Genomic DNA, 16,783 nt, shown 5'->3' on the forward strand with positions numbered 1-16,783 from the left:
CGGCACTCCAAAATCGGTCGGCGTTTCTTGTACGGCCACCTCGCGCGGCGCCTCCCCCGCGGTTCGTAGCGTGAACCACACGGGCATCCCCGCCCCCTCACGCCGACCGATGGGAACCGCATGACCGCCGCCCCCAGCCCCGTCGCCGCGCCGGAACGGCGCCGCGTCCGCACCTCCGCCCGCGACCTCGCCCAGATCGCCGTGTTCGCCGCGCTCATCGCCGCGCTCAGGCTGCCCGGCGCCCTGTACCTCGGCGGCACCGCGGTGCCGATCACGTTCCAGACGCTCGGCGTCATGCTCGCCGGCGCGATCCTCGGCGCGCGCAAGGGCGCGCTGAGCGTGCTCCTGCTCCTCGTGCTCGTCGCTGCGGGCCTGCCCCTCCTCTCGGGCGGGCGGGGCGGCCTCGGCGTCTTCGTCGGCCCGTCGGTCGGCTACCTGATCGGCTGGATCCTCGGTGCGCTCGTCATCGGATGGTTCACGGCCCGCCTGCTCCCCCGCTACCGCGTCGTGCCCGCGCTCGGCGCGACCGCGCTCGGCGGCATCGTCGCGATCTACCTCGTCGGCGTCCCGGTCTTCGCCGCGATCACCGGCACGCCGCTCGGCGTCGCGATCGCCGGTTCCGCGATCTTCCTCCCCGGCGACGTCGTGAAGGTCATCGTGACCGTCGTGGTCGCGAAGGGCGTGCACCGCGCCTGGCCGGGGCTCATCGAGCCGCGCCCGTGGCCGTGGAAGCGCGCCGCCGCGGAGGCCGCCGCGAAGTGATCGACCTGCTCGGCGCATCCGGCGACCGCATCGCGCTCTCGTTCGGCGGACGGACCGTCCGCTCCGACGAGCTCGCGCGTGCGGTCGCCCGCGCCGAGCTGCCCGCAGGGCGCGGCCCCGTCGGATGCCGTGCCGACGCCGACCCCGTCGCCGCCGTCACGACCGTCCTCGCCTGCCTCGACCGCGGCCGGCCGGTGCTCGTCGGCGGAACCCGGGCCAACGCCGACCGCATCGCCGAGGACCTCCCGGAGGGCACCGCGCTCGCACTCACGACCTCGGGCTCGACCGCCGCCGACGGCTCGCCCCGCGTGATCGCGCGCACCGTGCAGTCGTGGCTCGCGTCCGCCGAGCCGCTGGCCGAGCTGGCCGGACTCGGGCCCGACGACCGCATCGCCGTGACCGGCCCGCTCTCCGTATCGATGCACCTCTACGCGGCGCTGCACGCGCTCTGGATCGGGGCGACGGTCACCGACGACCCGGGCACGGCGACCGCGGTGCACGCCACGCCGACGCGCCTCGCGCGGATCGTCTCCGCCGATGCGGCACCGCCTCGCACGGCGATCGTCGCGGGCGCGGCGCTCCCGCCCCGGCTCAGCGAGCAGGCGACCGCCCGCGGCATCCGTCTCGTGGAGTACTACGGTGCCGCCGAGCTGTCGTTCGTGCTCGCCGCCCGCCACGAACCGAGCGTCGACGCCGGCCTCACGCCGTTCCCCGGCGTCGAGGTCGACCTCCGGCCGGTCGACTCCGGACACGAGCTGTGGGCGCGATCGCCGTACCTCGCGCTCGACGTCGTCGGTGGGCGGATGCGTCGCGACGCCGACGGGTTCGCGACGGTCGGCGATCTCGTCGAGCGCGCCCCGGGCGGCGGGATCCGGGTGCTCGGTCGCGGGGATTCGGCGATCATCACCGCCGGCGCGACCGTGATCGCCGAAGACGTCGAGGCGCACCTGGCGGCGCTCCCCGGCGTCCGCGACGCGGCGGTCGTCGGCGAACCCCACGAGCTGCTCGGCGAGCGCATCGTCGCGGTCGTCGAACTCGAGCCCGGCACTCGGCTCGAGGCCGTCGCGGATGCCGCGCGCGCGGCGCTCTCGCCGGTCGAGCTGCCGCGGCGCTGGTTCGCCGCCGACCTGCCGCGCACGGCGTCGGGCAAGCCCGCCCGCGGGCGGCTGCGCGAGCAGATCGTCGCCGGGCGGCTCGGGACGGGGCATCCGCGGCCCTTCACCGACGGGAGGAGCGCATGACCCGCGACCATGCACCCGTGATCCTCGCCGCGCGACGCACGGCGATCGGCACTGCCGGGCGCGGCTTCGCCGGGCACACCGTGGACGCGCTCGCGGCGCCCGTGCTCGCCGCCGTCGCCGCCGAGGTCGCGCCCGCGGGCGTCGAGGTCGACGACGTGGTGCTCGGCAACTGCATGGGTCCTGGCGGCGATCTCGCACGCGTGGCCGTGCTGCGCGCCGGGCTCGGCGCGCACGTGCCGGGCGTCACCGTCGACCGGCAGTGCGGATCGGGCCTCGACGCGGTCATCCAGGCGGCGTCCCGCATCCGCGCGGGCGATGCCGGGCTCGTGCTCGCGGGCGGCGCCGAGTCGGCGTCGACCGCCCCGCACCGACTGTGGCCCGAGACGGGCGAGCGCTATATGCGCGCGCCGTTCGCTCCGGCCGGCGTGCCCGACCCCGACATGGGTCCGGCGGCGGAGCTCCTCGCGCAGGTGCGCGGCATCACCCGCGAACGGCAGGATGCCTGGGCCGCGCGATCGCACGCCCGAGGCGCCGCGGCGCGCGAGGCCGGTCGGTTCGACGCCGAGGTCGTGCCTCTCGACGGCGTCGCCCGCGACGACCGGCCGCGGGCCGCCATGGATGCCGCGATGCTCGCGCGATTCGCACCGGTGTTCGACCGAGACCCGGGGGCATCCGCCGCCGACCCGGCGGGCACCGTCACCGCCGGCAACTCGTGCGGGCTCTCCGACGGCGCGGCCGCCATGGCCGTGACCACCGCCGACCTCGCGCGCGAGCTCGGCCTGCCCGCGCTCCGCGTCCGCGCGACGGCCGTCGCCGCCGGCGACCCCGCCCTGCCGGGCCTCGGCGCCGCGTGGGCGGGTCGACGCGCGCTCGACCGCGCGGGCATGACACCCGCCGACCTCGGCTTCGTCGAGATCACGGAGGCGTTCGCCGCGCAGGTGCTCGCCGTGAGCGACGAGCTCGGCCTCGACGAGGAGACGTTGTCGGGCGATGGCGGCGCGATCGCCCTCGGCCACCCGTGGGGCGCATCGGGGGCGATCCTCCTCGTGCGGCTCGCCGCCCGCATGGCGGCGGCCGACGACGCGCGTGCGGGCCTCGCGGCGTGCTCGATCGGCGGCGGGCAGGGCGTCGCGATGATCGTGGAGCGCGTCGCATGAGCGCCATCCGCTTCGACGGCGTCAGCCACCGATTCGACGACGAGCTCGTCGTCGACGACGTCACCCTCGAGCTCGGCGAACGGCGGATCGGCATCGTCGGCGCCAACGGCTCGGGCAAGTCGACCCTCGCTCGCATGGTCAACGGGCTCGTCACGCCCACGTCGGGCACGGTCACGGTCGACGGGCTCGACGTCGCCCGGCACGGTCGCGAGGTGCGCCGTCGCGTCGGGTTCGTGTTCACGAACGCCGACACGCAGATCGTGATGCCGACCGTCCGCGAGGACGTCGCGTTCACGCTGCGTCGCCACCGGCTGGATGCCGCGACCGCGGCCGCACGCGTCGACGCCGTGCTCGACCGGTTCGGGCTCGCCGACCTCGCCGACCGCCCCGCGCACCGCCTCTCGGGCGGGCAGAAGCAGCTGCTCGCCCTCGCCGCCGTGCTCGTCGGCGAACCCGCGATCGTCGTGGCCGACGAGCCGACGACCCTGCTCGACGCCCGCAACGCGCGCCGCATCGCGGAGCACTTCGCGACGCTCGACGAGCAGCTCGTCGTCGTGAGCCACCAGCTCGAGCTCCTCGAGTCGTTCGACCGCGTGATCGTGATGGAGGCCGGCCGGATCGTCGCCGACGGCCCGCCCGAGCACGCGCTCGACGTCTACCGGGCCCTGATCGGGTGAGGCGGCCATGATCGGCGTGTACCACCCCGGCTCATCCGCGCTCCATCGGATGCCGGCGCTCGCGAAGCTCGCACTACTCGCCGTCTGCGTGACGGCGACCGCACTCGTCGGTTCGCTGCCGGTGCTCGGCATCGTCGCCGCGACGACGATCGGGCTCTTCGCGCTCGCCCGCATCCCGGTGCGCGTGGCCTGGCGCCAGGTCTCGCCGATCCTCTGGGTGCTCGCGTTCGCGGTGCCGGTGCAGTGGATCTTCGCCGGGTGGGAGGCCGCCGCGACGATGGGCGTGCGGCTCGTGCTCGCCGTGGCCCTCGCGGCCGTCTACACGCTGACCACCCCGGTCACGGCGACGCTCGACGCGATGCAGGTCGTGCTGCGCCCGTTCGCTCGGTGGATCGACCCCGATCGCGTCGGGCTGGCGCTGGCCCTCGCCATCCGCTGCGTGCCCCTGCTCGCCGACCTCGTGCGCGAGGTGCTCGAGGCGCGCAGGGCGCGCGGCGCAGAAGGCTCGCTCACCGCGCTCGCGGTGCCGGTCATCGTGCGCACGCTGCGCACCGCCGACCACCTCGGGGAGGCGCTCATGGCGCGTGGAGTGGACGACTAGGCGTCGGCGCTCGCGCTGCCCGTCTCGAGGACGTCGCCGGCCGGAAGCTCGCGGTGCCCGCCGAACTGGAGCCGCATGGCCGAGAGCAGCTGGTTGGCGTAGCGGTCGTCCTCGCGCGAGGCGAAGCGCTCGAACAGGGCGGCCGCGAGCACCGGCGCCGGCACGCCGGTGTCGACCGCGGCCTTGACCGTCCACCGCCCCTCCCCCGAGTCGGAGACCCGGCCGGCGAGGCCGTCGAGCGTCGGGTTCTCGACGAGTGCTGCCGCGGTCAGGTCGAGCAGCCACGACGAGATCACCGACCCTCGCCGCCAGAGCTCGGCGACGGCCGGGGTGTCGATCGTGAAGCGGTAGAACTCGGGCTCCTCGAGCGGGGCGATCTCGGCCGAGTGCTCCTCGGGGCGGAGCCCGGCGTCCGCGTTCTTCAGGATGTTGAGCCCTTCGGCGAGCGCGGCCATGATCCCGTACTCGATGCCGTTGTGGACCATCTTGACGAAGTGCCCCGACCCGGAGGGCCCGCAGTGCAGGTATCCGCGCTCCTCCGGTGAGAGCTCCCCCGTGCGGCCCGGCGTGCGCTCGATGTCGCCGGGTCCCGGCGCGATCGATCGGAGGATCGGCTCGATGCGCGCGAACGCTTCATCCGGACCGCCGACCATCAGGCAGTAGCCCCGCTCGAGGCCGAAGACCCCGCCGCTCGTGCCGGCGTCGACGTAGTGGATGCCGGATGGCGCGAGGGCCTCGGCCCGGCGCACGTCGTCGCGGTAGTTGGAGTTGCCGCCATCGATGATGATGTCGCCGGCATCGAGCACCGCGGCGACCTGGTCCACGAGCTTCCCGGTGATCCCCGCCGGGACCATCAGCCACACGGTACGCGGCGCATCGAGCTTCGTCGCCAGGTCGGCGATGCTCTCCGCGCCGGTCGCACCCTCCGCCGCGAGCGCGCTCACGGCGCCGGGATCGACGTCGAAGACCACGCACTCGTGCCCGTCCCGCATGAGACGGCGCACGATGTTCGCGCCCATCCGTCCGAGTCCCACCATCGCGATCTGCATCAGCTCTCCCCCGTCGCTCAGCCGACTCGGATCGCTCGGTCCGGCCGGCGCATTCACGCCGCAGTCTATGACCCTTCGCGGGCGTGCCGCACCGGCGCGACACCGGATCTCGGGCCTCGCCGGGAGCTCGCGCTCCGGTGTCCCCGGGTCCGGGCACACTGGTCCACGCGGACCCTTCCCCGCCCTCGGCCCGGCCGCCCTCGGCCGAGCCTCGCCCCGACCCCAGGAGCCTCTCGACCCGATGATGGGCATCACCCATGCCACGAGCGGCGCCGCCGCCTGGCTCGCGATCACCGGAACCATGCCGATCGTCACTGCCGGCGCCTACCCCCTCGACCCGGTCGGCGTGCTCGCCGGCACCGCGGTGTGCGCGGGCGCCGCGCTGCTGCCCGACGCCGACCACCACAGCGCCACGATCGCGCACTCGGTGCCCGTGCTCGGCAAGCTCACGACGGGCGTCGTCGAAGCGGCATCCGGCGGTCACCGGCAGGGTGCGCACTCGCCCGTGGGCGTGCTGGTGACGTTCGCGGCGGCGTGGGCGCTGACCCTCGTCGCCTTGCCCGTCGATCCGCTGGGCTCGCTCGCCATCGGTGCCGGCGCCGGCACGGCCGCACTGACGGCGTTCGGGCTGAAGGCGCGCGGCCTCATCCGCTCGTGGCCCGCCGCATGGGCGATCGGGGCGATGCTCGGCGCGTTCATCGTCGTCTTCGCACCCGAGCAGGTGGCGTGGTTCCCGCTCGCGGTGCTCGTCGGCTTCGTCGCGCACCTCGCGGGAGACCTGCTCACCACCGGCGGCCTGCCCGGGCTCGTCTGGCCGTGGCGCATCCGCCCGCCCCGGGCGCTCCGTCCGGTCCCCGTGCTCAACCGCGTCTGGCTCCCGAACGGCTACGTGTCGCTCCCGGTCCTCGGCGACACGGGATCGCTCCGCGAGACGATGCTCGGGGCGCTGCTCGGCACCTACTGCTTCATCGGCTCGACGTACGAGGTGCTCCGGCTGATCGGCGTCGACCCGTTCTCGTTCTGGTGACGGACCGCGCCGGCGAAGCCGGCCGACGCTCGGTCGGCCCTGCTCGAACGGCGAAGGCGGACCTGGCTCGCCGATGCCGTCTCGGCGTCATCTCGGGACCGCGCTCACGTCGACGGGTCGACAGATGATCAGGCCGGCTCCGCCTCGTCGAGAGCCTCGGAGATCCCCGGCGACTTGTCACCGTGGTGATGGATGAGCTTCCACCCGTCGCCCTCACGGAAGTAGATGTTGGTGACGCGGGAGTCCACCGTGAGCTGCGTGCCACCGACGCCGAATCCGGCGTGTTCGACGCCGACTTCGTATGCCGTGTCCCCGTGAACACGAACGAGTTGATCCGTGATCTCCACGTGACCGCCTGTGCTGGACCGGGCCACGCGCTCGAACGACCCCTTGATCTGGTCCCATCCCACCTGACGATCGCCGATCGGGTGCATCGTCGTCGCCTCGGGGCTGTGCACCCAGACATCGCTCAACGAACTGGCGTCCCCGGACAGCATGCGGTTCAACGCCGCGTAGAACGCCTTCGAGGCGGCTCGCACATCGTCTTCGGCGGTCATTCCCCTGCTCCCGGATACCGGTGTGTCGGAGCGGGCGCCCGGGTGAGGGATGCCCACGACCATGCTACGGCGGTCGGCCGACCGGCACAGCCCGGTCACCTCGCGACCCTTCGGAGCCACGTCGAGCAGGGCGGCGTGGCGAAGGGAGAACGGGGCGAGCAGGGGATCGCAGCACCGCACGAACCGACGAGAGAAGCCCGGTACCACGCGATCCGCGTGGTACCGGGCTTCTGCCTGGTGCACCCCCAGGGACTTGAACCCTGAACCCACTGATTAAGAGTCAGTTGCTCTGCCGATTGAGCTAGAGGTGCGTTTCGGCCGGTTTCCTTCGAACCCCGAACCGAGGAACAACGGTATCAGGTGACCGGCTCGAACGCGAAATCGAGGTCGGCCCGGGCGCGCCGTCCACCGGAAGGCGGTCTCCACCGGTCGATAGGCTGAACCGGTGACGGATGCCTCGTACGCCGACGACCTCGCCCTCGCCCTCGAACTGGCCGATCTCGCCGACGCGGCCGCGATGGCCCGATTCCGCGCCGTCGACCTCCGGATCGACACGAAACCCGACCGGACGTTCGTGACCGAGGCCGACCTGGCGGTCGAGCGCGCGGTGCGCGAAGTACTCGCGGAGCGCCGCCCCGACGACGGCATCCTCGGCGAGGAGTACGGCACCGAGGGCACGGGCGCGCGGCGATGGATCATCGACCCGATCGACGGCACGTCGAACTTCCTCCGCGGCGTTCCCGTGTGGGGGGCGCTCATCGCGCTGACGGTCGACGGCGCTTCGGTCGTGGGCGTCGCCTCGATGCCCGCGCTCGGGCGACGCTGGTGGGGTGCTCCGGGCGTCGGCGCGCAGACGACGGATGCCCCGGGCGCGCCGCCCCGGGAGATCCGCGTCTCGAACGTGGCCGACCTCGCCGACGCATCCCTCAGCTTCCAGAGCATCGCGCAATGGCGCCACGCGGGCTACCTCGGGCGGTTGCTCGCACTCGGCGAGCGCGTGTGGCGCGATCGAGCGTACGGCGACCTCTGGTCGTACTGCCTGCTTGCCGAGGGACTCGTCGACATCGTGGCCGAGTTCGACGTGAAGGCATGGGACCTCGCGGCGCTCATCCCGATCGTGGAGGCCGCGGGCGGGCGGTTCACCTCCGTCACGGGCGAGCCGGGCGCCGGCAACGGCAGCGCGCTCGCGACGAACGGACTGCTGCACGACGCGGTCCTCGAGGCGCTGAAGTGAGCCGCGATCTCGAGGTCTGCATCTTCACCGAGCCGCAGCAGGGCGCGAGCTACGAGGAGCAGCTCGCCCAGGCGCAGGAGACCGAGCGCCTGGGCTTCGACGGCTGGTTCCGCAGCGACCACATCCTGCACATGGGGCCCGGCGACCCGATGCCCGGGCCCACCGACGCCTGGACGACGCTCGCCGGCATCGCCCGCGAGACCGAACGCATCCGGCTCGGCACGCTCGTCTCCCCGGTCACGTTCCGGCATCCCGGGCTGCTCGCGATCCAGGTCGCCCAGGTCGACGACATGTCCGGCGGCCGCGTCGAGCTCGGCCTCGGCGCGGGCTGGTTCGGCGCCGAGCACGCCGCGTACGGCATCCCGTTCCCCGACCGGCGCTTCGACCTCCTCGAGGAGCAGCTGCAGGTCGTCACGGGCCTCTGGCAGACGCCGCCCGGCGAGCGCTTCTCGTTCGCGGGAACCCACTACGATCTCGTCGACGCGCCGGGGCTGCCGAAGCCCGTCCAGACGCCGATGCCGCTCATCATGGGCGGCGGCGGGCCCACGCGACTGCCCGCACTCGCGGCCCGGTTCGCGACGGAGTTCAACCGCGGCTTCTCCGACGAGGACGAAATCGCCGCGTCGTTCGCGCGCGTGCGCGCCGCGTGCGAGGCGATCGGCCGCGACCCCGACACGATGCGCCTGAGCGTCGCACTGCCGACGGTCGTCGCGGCGGATGCCTCGTCCTACCTCGAGCGCCTCGCCGCGATCCACGCCGACCCCGACACGTTCGCCGAGGTCAACGTCGCCGGCACTCCCGAGGTCGCGGTCGAGAAGATCCGGCGACTCGCCGACCTCGGCGCGGATCGCGTCTACCTCCAACTCGTCGACCAGCGAGACCTCGACCACGTCGAGCTCATCGCGACCGAGGTGCTCCCGCACCTGCCCTGAGCGAGCTTTCCTCGTCATCGTGCGTCGAACGTCGGCGGCGTCGCGTACCCTTGTCGTGAGGGCCGGGGGGCCTCGAGGGGGAAAGAGATGCGGGCGATTGCACGTCGACGACATGAGTTCGTCGATCCGGAACCGCTGGATCCTGAGAACGATCCGTACGCCGCGTACCTGATCTGGAAGGCGGAGCGGGAGGCCGAAGCGGCCGCACTCGACGCCGCCGAGGCGCCGGCCGACGACGACGTCCAGCCTGCCGAACCGGAGCCCGCCCGCGGCTCCTGGCTTCAGCGGCTCGCCGCGCGAGCCCACGTCAACGCGTCGCGGAGCTGAGTTCGGCGCTCGCGCGCCGACCGTCCGAGGTGACGGCCGGGGCCGACACGCGACAGCGCCTGCAGACGCCGATCGCCGCGTCCCGTGCGGGGCGCGGCGATCGAAGGCGGGCACAGCGTGCGATGACGACCGGTGGTGGAGATGGGGGGAATTGAACCCCCGTCCATCGCTGGGATTCCACGGTTTCTCCGGGCGCATCCTGTGAAGCGTTCTGCTCGGCCCCGACCCTTGCCACAGGCAGCCAGGTCGACGGGCCCAGCCTGAAGAAAGTCCCGTACGACGCTCAGGCGACGTCGTACAGCGAGTTCCCTAGATGACGCCAGCGACCGGGGCGGGAACGAACCCGGGCTGACGGACTAACGGACTCGCTTAGGCAGCGAGGGCGTAGTCGTTCTGCGACTTATTGGCAGTTATTGTTTCGCAGGGAGCGTTCACGAGATAACCCTGCATCCTCGGCCCGCTTCTCGTGGTCTCGCAGGCGATGTCGAAACCGATCATCCCCGTGAGACGCGCTCCGACCGGAGGTCGGAAGGCGGGTCGTCATCGCACGCTGTGGAGTTGCCAACCGCGCTGGAGCCCGAAGGGTGCGCGGCCCTACAGGATACAACAGGACCACCCCCGAGGGCATTCCGGCTGTCGCTGCGGAATCGTTCATGTGGCTGTAACCCGCGGGGCTCCGTCAGCACGTAGCGTCCCCGCATGGGACGTTCCGACACGATGCGAGCCGCATGATCGCGCGGGTCGATCCGTTCATCGGCACCGAGGCCGTCGACCTTCCCCCGCAGACCGGGCTGGCCGCGACCTGGTGGTGGCCGAAGCCGCAGGTCGGCAACACGCATCCCGGGGCGACGTATCCGCTCGGAATGGTGTCGGCGTGCGCGTACTCCGGGGCGTACCCGACCGGGTACGGACGGTACGACCTCGCGACCGAGGGCGTGCCGCCGAAGATCCACGAGGGCGGGGTGGCATCCGGCTTCACGCACTTCCAGCAGTCGGGCACGGGCGCGATCCGCAAGTACTACAACTACTTCCGCGTGACGCCCATGCTCGAGCCGCTCGACGTGCTCGGCCGCACCTGGGAGCTCCTCGAGGAGGCGGCGGAACCCGGGTACTACGCTGCGACGCTCGACTCCGGCATCCGCGCCGAGCTCACCGTCGGGCCGAAGTCGGCGGTGCACCGCTACACCTTCCCGAAGAACCAGAACGCGCGGATCGTCATCGACTTCTCGCTCGGGGGCCTGTCGATCCCGCACGGCGAGACGATCCCGCTGCGCGCGAAGCTCGAGCAGGTCGCACCGGGCATCGCGCAGGGCGAGATCGTCGTCGAGGGCGCGCCGCTCGCGGTCTACATCGAGTGCGACGCGCACACCTGGCGGCAGATGCTCTGGTACGACCGGCGGCTGATGCCGGGCGGCACCCGCCTCGCGTTCGACCACATCAGGCCGACCACACTGCGCCCGTTCGGGCTCATGTGGGCGGGCCCCAGCGAGCCCGGCCAGAGCATCGAGGTGCGCATCGGGTTCTCGCTGCGCGGCGTCGAGCAGGCGCGGGCGAACCTCCGCACCGACGAGGGTCCCGGTCCGGCGCGGTTCCCGCACCGCCGCGACCGCACGAAGAAGGCGTGGCGGAAGCACCTCAAGGCGGTCACCGTCGACACCCCGTCGACCGAGCGCCAGACGGTGTTCTCGACGGCGCTCTACCACTCGCTGATCAAGCCCTGCCTCGCGCCCGAGGAGAGTCCGTTCTGGCCGACCGAGGGCCCGTTCGTGTTCGACCTCTGCACGATGTGGGACATCTACCGCACGCAGCTTCCCCTGATCACGACCCTGTTCCCCGAGCGCGCGGTCGAGCTCGCGAACGCGCTGCTCACGATCTGCGAGGAGGAGGGCAACTTCCCGATCGGCTACCGGATGGCCCGCGGCAGCGACCGGTTCTCCCGACAGGGCAGCGCGCTCGCGCAGACCTTCCTGGCCGACCTCTGCCAGCTCGGCCTCCCGGGCATCGACTGGGAGTGGGCGCTCGTGCACATGCACGCCGACCTCCGCCGCACGTACGGCGAGGACTTCCTGCTCCGCGGCCACGCGCACCCGATCAGCCACACGCTCGACCTCGCCTACGGGTACTGGTGCACCGCGAAGGTCGCGGCCCGCGTCGGCGACCGTGCGCTCGTCGAGGAGTTCACGGCGCTCTCGACGAGGTGGGTCAACGCGTTCGACGAGGAGACCGGCCTCCTGCGCGATTCGACGTTCTACGAGGGCAGCCGCTTCAACTACTCGTTCCGGCTGCTGCCCGACATGCGCCGCCGCATCGAGCTCTCCGGGGGCGACGACGGCTTCGTCGCGGCGCTCGACGCCTTCTTCGGCTTCGGTGCCGAGCCGGTCCGGCAGCCCGGCGTCGCGCCCGGCCTCGAGGAGCTCGCGGCCGGGTACGCGCTCGGGCGCTTCGAGGGCCTCAACAACGAGCCGGATATGGAGGCGCCCTGGGCCTACCACTACGCCGGCCGCCCGGACCGGACCGCCGAGATCGTCCACGCCGCCGTGCACCAGCAGTTCGGCACGGGCCGCGGGGGCCTCCCCGGCAACGACGACTCGGGGGGCATCAGCTCCTGGTACGTGTGGGCGAGCCTCGGCCTGTTCCCCGCGGCCGGCCAGAACCTCTTCCTCGTCAACGCCCCGGCGTTCGCCGAATCCGAGCTGCGCGTCGGCGGCGACGCCTTCCGCATCGAGACCAGCGGGTTCGTCGAGCCACGCCGCGACGGCCCCGCGCAGTACGTGCAGTCGGCCGAGCTCAACGGCGACCCGCTCGAGCGCACGTGGCTCCGCGGCGACGAACTCCACCGAGGCGGCAGCCTGCTGCTGCGCCTCGGCCCCGAACCGAGCGAATGGGGGCGGATGTCGCGCCCGCCCTCCTCGCCGGGGCGCTGACCCGCGGCATCCCCGCCACCAGACCTGCCCGATCAGGACGCGCGCCCCGCGCCCCACCAGGAAAGGAGGAGCCGTGAACGCTCCGCCCCGGAACCGCCTCGTCATCGTCAACCGCGCCGATCCGGTCATCTGCGGCCATTCGGTCGAAGGTCGCAACCTCGCCGAAGCCGCGCTGCAGCGCGGGTTCGACGAGGTGCGCATCGTGACCTGGCCGATCGACCGGCTCGAGGCGGCCGGCCTGCCGCTGAAACCGCTGGACCGCATGCTGCCGTACAGCCCGGGCATCATCGTCGAGCGCCCGGAACCGGTCGGCGACTACAAGGTGCCGGACGGCCGGTACCTCGCGGGCATCACCGGCCGGCTCGTCGAGCTGTTCACCGACGGGGTGCCCACCGTGTGCCTGTCGCTCTACCTCAGCCCGCACACGGTCGCCGTGACCGACGCCGTGCGCGCCGCGTGGAGCACGGGCCTTCCGGTGAACGTCACGACGATCGCCGAGGCCGTCGGGTCGGATGTCACCAATGTCGTGCGCTCGTGCGTCGAGGAGGGCCGCTTCGGGGCGGCCGCGCACATCCTCTCGAGCTACCTCGCCCAGGACCACTGCGTCGCGGTCTCGGAGTACACGCGGCAGCTCATCGTCGCCGCGGCCTCCGAGATCGACGCCTTCCACGGCACTCGCTTCGCCGAGCAGTGCCGCGACCGGATCCGGATCTCGTACCCGGCGATCGACACGTCGCAGTACCTCGACCTCGACCCGGCGATCGTGCGCGGCGTGCTCGCCGCGCGCGGCCTGGAGCCCGACGGGTACGTGCTGTTCCTGTCGCGGCTGACCGAGGCGAAGGGCGTGGACGACCTCATCGCGGGGTACGAGCGCACGGCGGCGAACGACCGTCTGAAGCTCGTGATCGTGGGTCGGGGCCCGGCCGCCGAGAAGTTCCGCACCAGGGCGGCCGCATCACCGGTGGCCGACCGCATCGTGTTCCTCGACGACGTCGACGACGCGGAGAAGCCGTACCTTATGGCCGGGTGCGCGACGTACGTGCTGCCCAGCAAGCCGCGGCCCGAGTTCGTCGAGACCTTCGGCATCGCGCTCGCCGAGCAGATGCTCGCGGGCGGTGGAACGGTCATCACGACCGACACCGGCGGCATCGGCGAGGCCGTCGGCGAGCACGCGATCATCGTGCCGGTCGACGACCCGGACGCCATCGCGGAGGCCATCGACGGGGCGCTCGCGCTGACTCCGGAGGAGCGCGCCCACCGCGCCGAGCGCGCGCGAGCGTACGCACTCCAGTTCGATCGGGGCACGGTCTTCGACCGCCTGTTCGACGGAGCGGGGGTGCTGCCCGAGCGGGCGATCGCCTGAGTCGACGGCGCGAGTCCGCCGTCGGGCTCCGTCCGACGTCGGACGGGCAGACGTATGCTGAGGTCGGCCGCGCCGGGGCGCGGCCGACCGACGCCGCGTCCCGCGCGGCCGAACCGCCGGGAGGTCCCGCATGCCGACCACGATCGCCGTCACCGGTCGCGCCGAGGAGCGCGTCGACCCCGAGCTCGGGGCGGTGTCGCTCGCCGTCGCGTCGAGCGGCGCAGACCGCGACCACGTGCTCGCCTCGGTGGGCGACACGCACGAGCGACTGCTCGCCGCGATCCGCGAACAGGAGTCCGCGGGCGCGCTCGAGTCGTGGTCGGCCGGACAGCTCCGCGTGTGGTCGCACCGCCCGTGGAACGACCAGGGCCGTCGGCTGCCGCTCGTGCACCAGGCCTCCGCCGACGTCGAGGTCGTGTTCCGCGACCTCGACGCGCTCGGCGCCTGGGTCGGGCCGATCTCCGCGACCGCGGACGTCACCGTGCAGGGCATCGACTGGCGACTGACGGACGTCACGCGGGATCGCGTGCAGGAGGCGGCGCAGCGCGCGGCGATCGCCGACGCCGTCCGCAAGGCGGCGGTCTACGCCGAGGCGCTCGGGCTCGGGGCGCCCGCGCCGACGGAGCTGGCCGACCACGGCATGCTCCAGGCGCAGCCCATCCCGCGGGCGCACAAGGCGACCGCGATGCGCGCCATGTCGATGGACGTCGCGGATGCCGGGCCGACGCCGGAGTTCGCTCCGGCGAAGCTCGTGGTCGAGGCATCCGTCGACGCGCGCTTCACCGCCGGCTGACGAACCGGGGCGCCGTCGCGCCGGGACTCAGTCGCGCGCGATGAGCCACGCCTCGAGCGCGGCCAGCTCGTCCCGCCCGAGGCCCGACGCGATGAGGTACTCGCGCACGGTGCCGTGGCTGCGCTCCACCTCGTCGAGCGCCGACTCGAGCGCCTCGCGCGGGCTTCCGCCCATGAGCACGCGCAACTCGGGGGTGTCGGGCACGCCGTAACGGCCGATCAGCTCGACCATCTCCTCGAGCCACTCGCCGGCGAGGTGCCCCTCGGTGAGCGCATAGTCGACGATGACGGCCTCGCGTTCCACGCCGGCGGCGAGCAGGGCGAGTGCGACGACGATGCCCGTGCGGTCCTTGCCTGCGGTGCAGTGCACGACGACCGCGCGGTCGCCGGCGCCCGAGATCTCACGCAGCGCCTCGACGACCACGGCCGAGTGCTTGGTGACGATGCGGTGGTAGAGCGCCTCGAGCGAGATGCCTCGCCCGCCCTGCGACGCGCCGGAGCCCTCGAACACCGGCAGCCGCAGCACCTCGACGTCGAGCCCGACGAGGTCGTCGGGCATCGCCCGCGCCTCGTTGTCGTCGCGCAGGTCGACGATCACCCCGACCTCGAGTCGACGGAGGGCATCGCGCCCGTCGTCGCCGAGCCGGTGCAGCCCATCGGACCGGAAGAGCCGCCCGGAGCGGACCGTACCGCCGCGCGCGGGCAGACCGCCGACATCGCGGAAGTTGTAGGTGCCCGGCACCGGGATGCGCGTCGAGATCTCCACCCGGCGGAGTCTAGCCCGCCCTGCCGTCAGCAGGCCGTGAGGAGCCGGGTGGATCGAATCCACGAAAGTACTTTCCAGAGTGGCAAGTACTTGCTATGGTGATCGCATGTCCTCCATCGATCCCACCGACGCAGAACTTCCCGGGCCCGCCGATGCCGCCGCCTTCGTTCGCGAGGCCGAGACGGCGGTCCGGCGGGTCGCCGTCGAGGGCTCGGCATCGGCCTCCGCGTGGCTGACCGGGCTCGCCGCGGCATCCGCCATGTACCTCTTCGCGCTGGGGTGGTACGACCGCAGCGACGAGGCGCCGATCCTCGCCCTCTCGATCGCGTTCGCGCTCGTGCTCGGCGTGCTCTCGGTCGTCCACCTGCGGCGCATGCGCGCCGCGAGCCTCGGGTTCTCGCGACGCTTCGGGCTCGCCGTGGGCGGGTGGGGCGCGGTCTTCGGCACGTCGCTGACGATCGGCCTGCTCGCCTTCCCCGGCGCCCCCGTCTACTTCGCGGTCGCGGCGATCGCGACGGCGATCCCGCCGCTGTGGGGCTCGCTGCGCGAACTGGTGGTCGTCCGTGCCTGACGCGGCGGATGCCGGGCACCCGCGACATCGCCTGGATCCGCTGCTGCAGCGCCCCGTGCCGTTCTCGATCGCGGCCCTGCTCGCGGCCGCCGACGAGGCCGAGTTCGCCTTCGTGCGCGACTCGGTCGAACTCAGCGACTCCGCGCTCAGCAAGCAGGCGTCCGCGCTCGAGGCTGCGGGCTACGTCAGCATCCGGAAGGGCTTCGTCGGCAAGTTCCCGCGCACGTGGCTGTCGATGACGACTCGGGGACGGGCCGCGTTCTCGGCCCACCTCGCCGCATTGCGCGAGATCGCGGGCTGATCGCCCGGCGGCCTACTCCCCCAGGTGACGGTGGCTGGCCATGGCGCGATCGGCCTCGCGCTTGTCCTGGCGCTCGCGCAGCGCCTGCCGCTTGTCGTACTCGCGCTTGCCCTTGGCCACCGCGAGCTCGACCTTCGCGCGCCCGTCCTTGAAGTACAGCGACAGCGGGATGAGCGTGTAGCCGCCCTCCTTGGTCTTGTGGCTGATCTTCACGATCTCCTGCTTGTGCATCAGGAGCTTGCGCTTGCGTCGCGGCGCGTGGTTATTCCACGTGCCCTCGGTGTACTCGGGGATGTGCACCGCGTCGAGCCAGATCTCGCCGCCGTCGATGAAGGCGTACCCGTCGACGAGCGACGCCCGACCCTGCCGGAGCGACTTCACCTCGGTCCCCGAGAGCACGATGCCGGCCTCGTAGGTGTCCTCGATCAGGTAGTCGTGGCGCGCCTTGCGGTTGGTCGCCACGACCTTCTCACCGCGTTCCCTGGGCACGGTCCACTCCTCG

The 16,783-nt window shown here is 72.7% G+C and carries 18 protein-coding genes, 1 tRNA gene and 1 other RNA gene; 14 read left to right on the forward strand and 6 right to left on the reverse strand.

Annotated features, from left to right (window positions below):
- Window positions 1–120 precede the first annotated feature (120 nt).
- Genes ACSJD1_RS08650 through ACSJD1_RS08670 form a run of 5 tightly spaced genes read left to right on the forward strand, consistent with a single transcriptional unit; the run spans window position 121 to window position 4,438 of the window.
- Complete coding sequence (locus ACSJD1_RS08650) at window positions 121–762, forward strand: biotin transporter BioY (protein ID WP_438854906.1); 642 nt, start codon at window positions 121–123, stop codon at window positions 760–762.
- Window positions 759–2,003 (forward strand): class I adenylate-forming enzyme family protein, encoded by a 1,245-nt coding sequence (locus tag ACSJD1_RS08655; RefSeq protein ID WP_438854907.1) that lies wholly within the window; start codon window positions 759–761, stop codon window positions 2,001–2,003. Before ACSJD1_RS08650 ends, ACSJD1_RS08655 begins: the two co-directional genes overlap by 4 nt.
- Entirely contained in the window at window positions 2,000–3,160 is a 1,161-nt protein-coding gene (locus tag ACSJD1_RS08660) for a thiolase family protein (protein WP_438854908.1), read from the forward strand. Before ACSJD1_RS08655 ends, ACSJD1_RS08660 begins: the two co-directional genes overlap by 4 nt.
- Entirely contained in the window at window positions 3,157–3,837 is a 681-nt protein-coding gene (locus ACSJD1_RS08665; RefSeq protein WP_438854909.1) for an energy-coupling factor ABC transporter ATP-binding protein, read from the forward strand. The genes ACSJD1_RS08660 and ACSJD1_RS08665 overlap by 4 nt, the downstream gene beginning before the upstream one ends.
- 7 nt (window positions 3,838–3,844) lie before the next feature.
- On the forward strand, window positions 3,845–4,438 hold the full coding sequence (locus ACSJD1_RS08670; RefSeq protein ID WP_438854910.1) for an energy-coupling factor transporter transmembrane component T family protein: 594 nt from the start codon (window positions 3,845–3,847) through the stop codon (window positions 4,436–4,438).
- Here the strand turns inward: ACSJD1_RS08670 and gnd are convergent.
- Window positions 4,435–5,487, reverse strand: a complete 1,053-nt coding sequence (gnd, locus tag ACSJD1_RS08675) for a phosphogluconate dehydrogenase (NAD(+)-dependent, decarboxylating) (RefSeq protein WP_438854911.1) — start codon at window positions 5,485–5,487, stop codon at window positions 4,435–4,437. The genes ACSJD1_RS08670 and gnd overlap by 4 nt on opposite strands.
- 241 nt (window positions 5,488–5,728) lie before the next feature.
- On the opposite strand from gnd, the gene ACSJD1_RS08680 reads away from it, so the two are divergent.
- A complete protein-coding gene (locus tag ACSJD1_RS08680; protein ID WP_438854912.1) occupies window positions 5,729–6,514 on the forward strand; it encodes a metal-dependent hydrolase in 786 nt (261 codons plus the stop codon).
- A gap of 128 nt (window positions 6,515–6,642) precedes the next feature.
- Here ACSJD1_RS08680 and ACSJD1_RS08685 read toward each other — a convergent pair whose 3' ends face one another.
- Together ACSJD1_RS08685 and ACSJD1_RS08690 are read right to left on the reverse strand one after the other, a co-directional pair.
- Window positions 6,643–7,071 carry a YybH family protein gene (locus ACSJD1_RS08685; protein ID WP_438854913.1) on the reverse strand — a complete coding sequence of 143 codons (429 nt, stop codon included), beginning with the start codon at window positions 7,069–7,071 and terminating at the stop codon, window positions 6,643–6,645.
- A gap of 235 nt (window positions 7,072–7,306) precedes the next feature.
- A tRNA-Lys gene (locus ACSJD1_RS08690) sits at window positions 7,307–7,382 on the reverse strand.
- 134 nt (window positions 7,383–7,516) lie between these two features.
- Between ACSJD1_RS08690 and ACSJD1_RS08695 the strand changes: the two genes are divergently transcribed.
- The 3 genes from ACSJD1_RS08695 (at window position 7,517) to ACSJD1_RS08705 (ending at window position 9,564) form a co-directional block, all read left to right on the forward strand.
- A complete protein-coding gene (locus ACSJD1_RS08695) occupies window positions 7,517–8,305 on the forward strand; it encodes an inositol monophosphatase family protein (RefSeq protein WP_438854914.1) in 789 nt (262 codons plus the stop codon).
- Window positions 8,302–9,237 carry an LLM class F420-dependent oxidoreductase gene (locus tag ACSJD1_RS08700; protein WP_438854915.1) on the forward strand — a complete coding sequence of 312 codons (936 nt, stop codon included), beginning with the start codon at window positions 8,302–8,304 and terminating at the stop codon, window positions 9,235–9,237. Before ACSJD1_RS08695 ends, ACSJD1_RS08700 begins: the two co-directional genes overlap by 4 nt.
- An 87-nt stretch (window positions 9,238–9,324) precedes the next feature.
- Window positions 9,325–9,564, forward strand: a complete 240-nt coding sequence (locus ACSJD1_RS08705) for a hypothetical protein (RefSeq protein WP_438854916.1) — start codon at window positions 9,325–9,327, stop codon at window positions 9,562–9,564.
- Between the two features lie 133 nt (window positions 9,565–9,697).
- Here the strand turns inward: ACSJD1_RS08705 and ssrA are convergent.
- Window positions 9,698–10,066, reverse strand: a transfer-messenger RNA (tmRNA) gene (gene ssrA, locus ACSJD1_RS08710).
- 226 nt (window positions 10,067–10,292) lie between these two features.
- Here ssrA and ACSJD1_RS08715 point away from each other — a divergent pair.
- The 3 genes from ACSJD1_RS08715 (at window position 10,293) to ACSJD1_RS08725 (ending at window position 14,644) form a co-directional block, all read left to right on the forward strand.
- Entirely contained in the window at window positions 10,293–12,488 is a 2,196-nt protein-coding gene (locus tag ACSJD1_RS08715; protein ID WP_438854917.1) for a glycoside hydrolase domain-containing protein, read from the forward strand.
- Window positions 12,489–12,561: 73 nt separating this feature from the next.
- Window positions 12,562–13,851 (forward strand): glycosyltransferase, encoded by a 1,290-nt coding sequence (locus ACSJD1_RS08720; RefSeq protein ID WP_438854918.1) that lies wholly within the window; start codon window positions 12,562–12,564, stop codon window positions 13,849–13,851.
- A gap of 130 nt (window positions 13,852–13,981) precedes the next feature.
- The gene (locus tag ACSJD1_RS08725) at window positions 13,982–14,644 is read left to right on the forward strand and encodes an SIMPL domain-containing protein (protein WP_438854919.1); all 663 of its coding nucleotides are present in this window, start codon (window positions 13,982–13,984) and stop codon (window positions 14,642–14,644) included.
- Window positions 14,645–14,671: 27 nt separating this feature from the next.
- Here ACSJD1_RS08725 and ACSJD1_RS08730 read toward each other — a convergent pair whose 3' ends face one another.
- On the reverse strand, window positions 14,672–15,409 hold the full coding sequence (locus ACSJD1_RS08730; RefSeq protein WP_438854920.1) for a tyrosine-protein phosphatase: 738 nt from the start codon (window positions 15,407–15,409) through the stop codon (window positions 14,672–14,674).
- Window positions 15,410–15,515: 106 nt separating this feature from the next.
- Between ACSJD1_RS08730 and ACSJD1_RS08735 the strand changes: the two genes are divergently transcribed.
- Complete coding sequence (locus ACSJD1_RS08735) at window positions 15,516–15,980, forward strand: hypothetical protein (protein WP_438854921.1); 465 nt, start codon at window positions 15,516–15,518, stop codon at window positions 15,978–15,980.
- On the forward strand, window positions 15,973–16,281 hold the full coding sequence (locus tag ACSJD1_RS08740) for a transcriptional regulator (RefSeq protein ID WP_438854922.1): 309 nt from the start codon (window positions 15,973–15,975) through the stop codon (window positions 16,279–16,281). Before ACSJD1_RS08735 ends, ACSJD1_RS08740 begins: the two co-directional genes overlap by 8 nt.
- 12 nt (window positions 16,282–16,293) lie before the next feature.
- Here ACSJD1_RS08740 and smpB read toward each other — a convergent pair whose 3' ends face one another.
- Window positions 16,294–16,770 carry an SsrA-binding protein SmpB gene (gene smpB / locus ACSJD1_RS08745; protein WP_438855045.1) on the reverse strand — a complete coding sequence of 159 codons (477 nt, stop codon included), beginning with the start codon at window positions 16,768–16,770 and terminating at the stop codon, window positions 16,294–16,296.
- Window positions 16,771–16,783 lie beyond the last annotated feature (13 nt).

It is taken from the genome of Agromyces excoecariae, from assembly GCF_051715505.1.
Taxonomy (GTDB): domain Bacteria; phylum Actinomycetota; class Actinomycetes; order Actinomycetales; family Microbacteriaceae; genus Agromyces.

Coding starts and splice junctions, on each gene's coding strand:
- ACSJD1_RS08650 (WP_438854906.1), top strand. CDS start 121: ATGACCGCCGCCCCCAGCCCCGTCGCCGCGCCGGAACGGCGCCGCGTC.
- ACSJD1_RS08660 (WP_438854908.1), top strand. CDS start 2,000: ATGACCCGCGACCATGCACCCGTGATCCTCGCCGCGCGACGCACGGCG.
- ACSJD1_RS08665 (WP_438854909.1), top strand. CDS start 3,157: ATGAGCGCCATCCGCTTCGACGGCGTCAGCCACCGATTCGACGACGAG.
- ACSJD1_RS08670 (WP_438854910.1), top strand. CDS start 3,845: ATGATCGGCGTGTACCACCCCGGCTCATCCGCGCTCCATCGGATGCCG.
- gnd (WP_438854911.1), bottom strand. CDS start 5,487: ATGCAGATCGCGATGGTGGGACTCGGACGGATGGGCGCGAACATCGTG.
- ACSJD1_RS08680 (WP_438854912.1), top strand. CDS start 5,729: ATGATGGGCATCACCCATGCCACGAGCGGCGCCGCCGCCTGGCTCGCG.
- ACSJD1_RS08685 (WP_438854913.1), bottom strand. CDS start 7,071: ATGACCGCCGAAGACGATGTGCGAGCCGCCTCGAAGGCGTTCTACGCG.
- ACSJD1_RS08705 (WP_438854916.1), top strand. CDS start 9,325: ATGCGGGCGATTGCACGTCGACGACATGAGTTCGTCGATCCGGAACCG.
- ACSJD1_RS08715 (WP_438854917.1), top strand. CDS start 10,293: ATGATCGCGCGGGTCGATCCGTTCATCGGCACCGAGGCCGTCGACCTT.
- ACSJD1_RS08725 (WP_438854919.1), top strand. CDS start 13,982: ATGCCGACCACGATCGCCGTCACCGGTCGCGCCGAGGAGCGCGTCGAC.
- ACSJD1_RS08735 (WP_438854921.1), top strand. CDS start 15,516: ATGTCCTCCATCGATCCCACCGACGCAGAACTTCCCGGGCCCGCCGAT.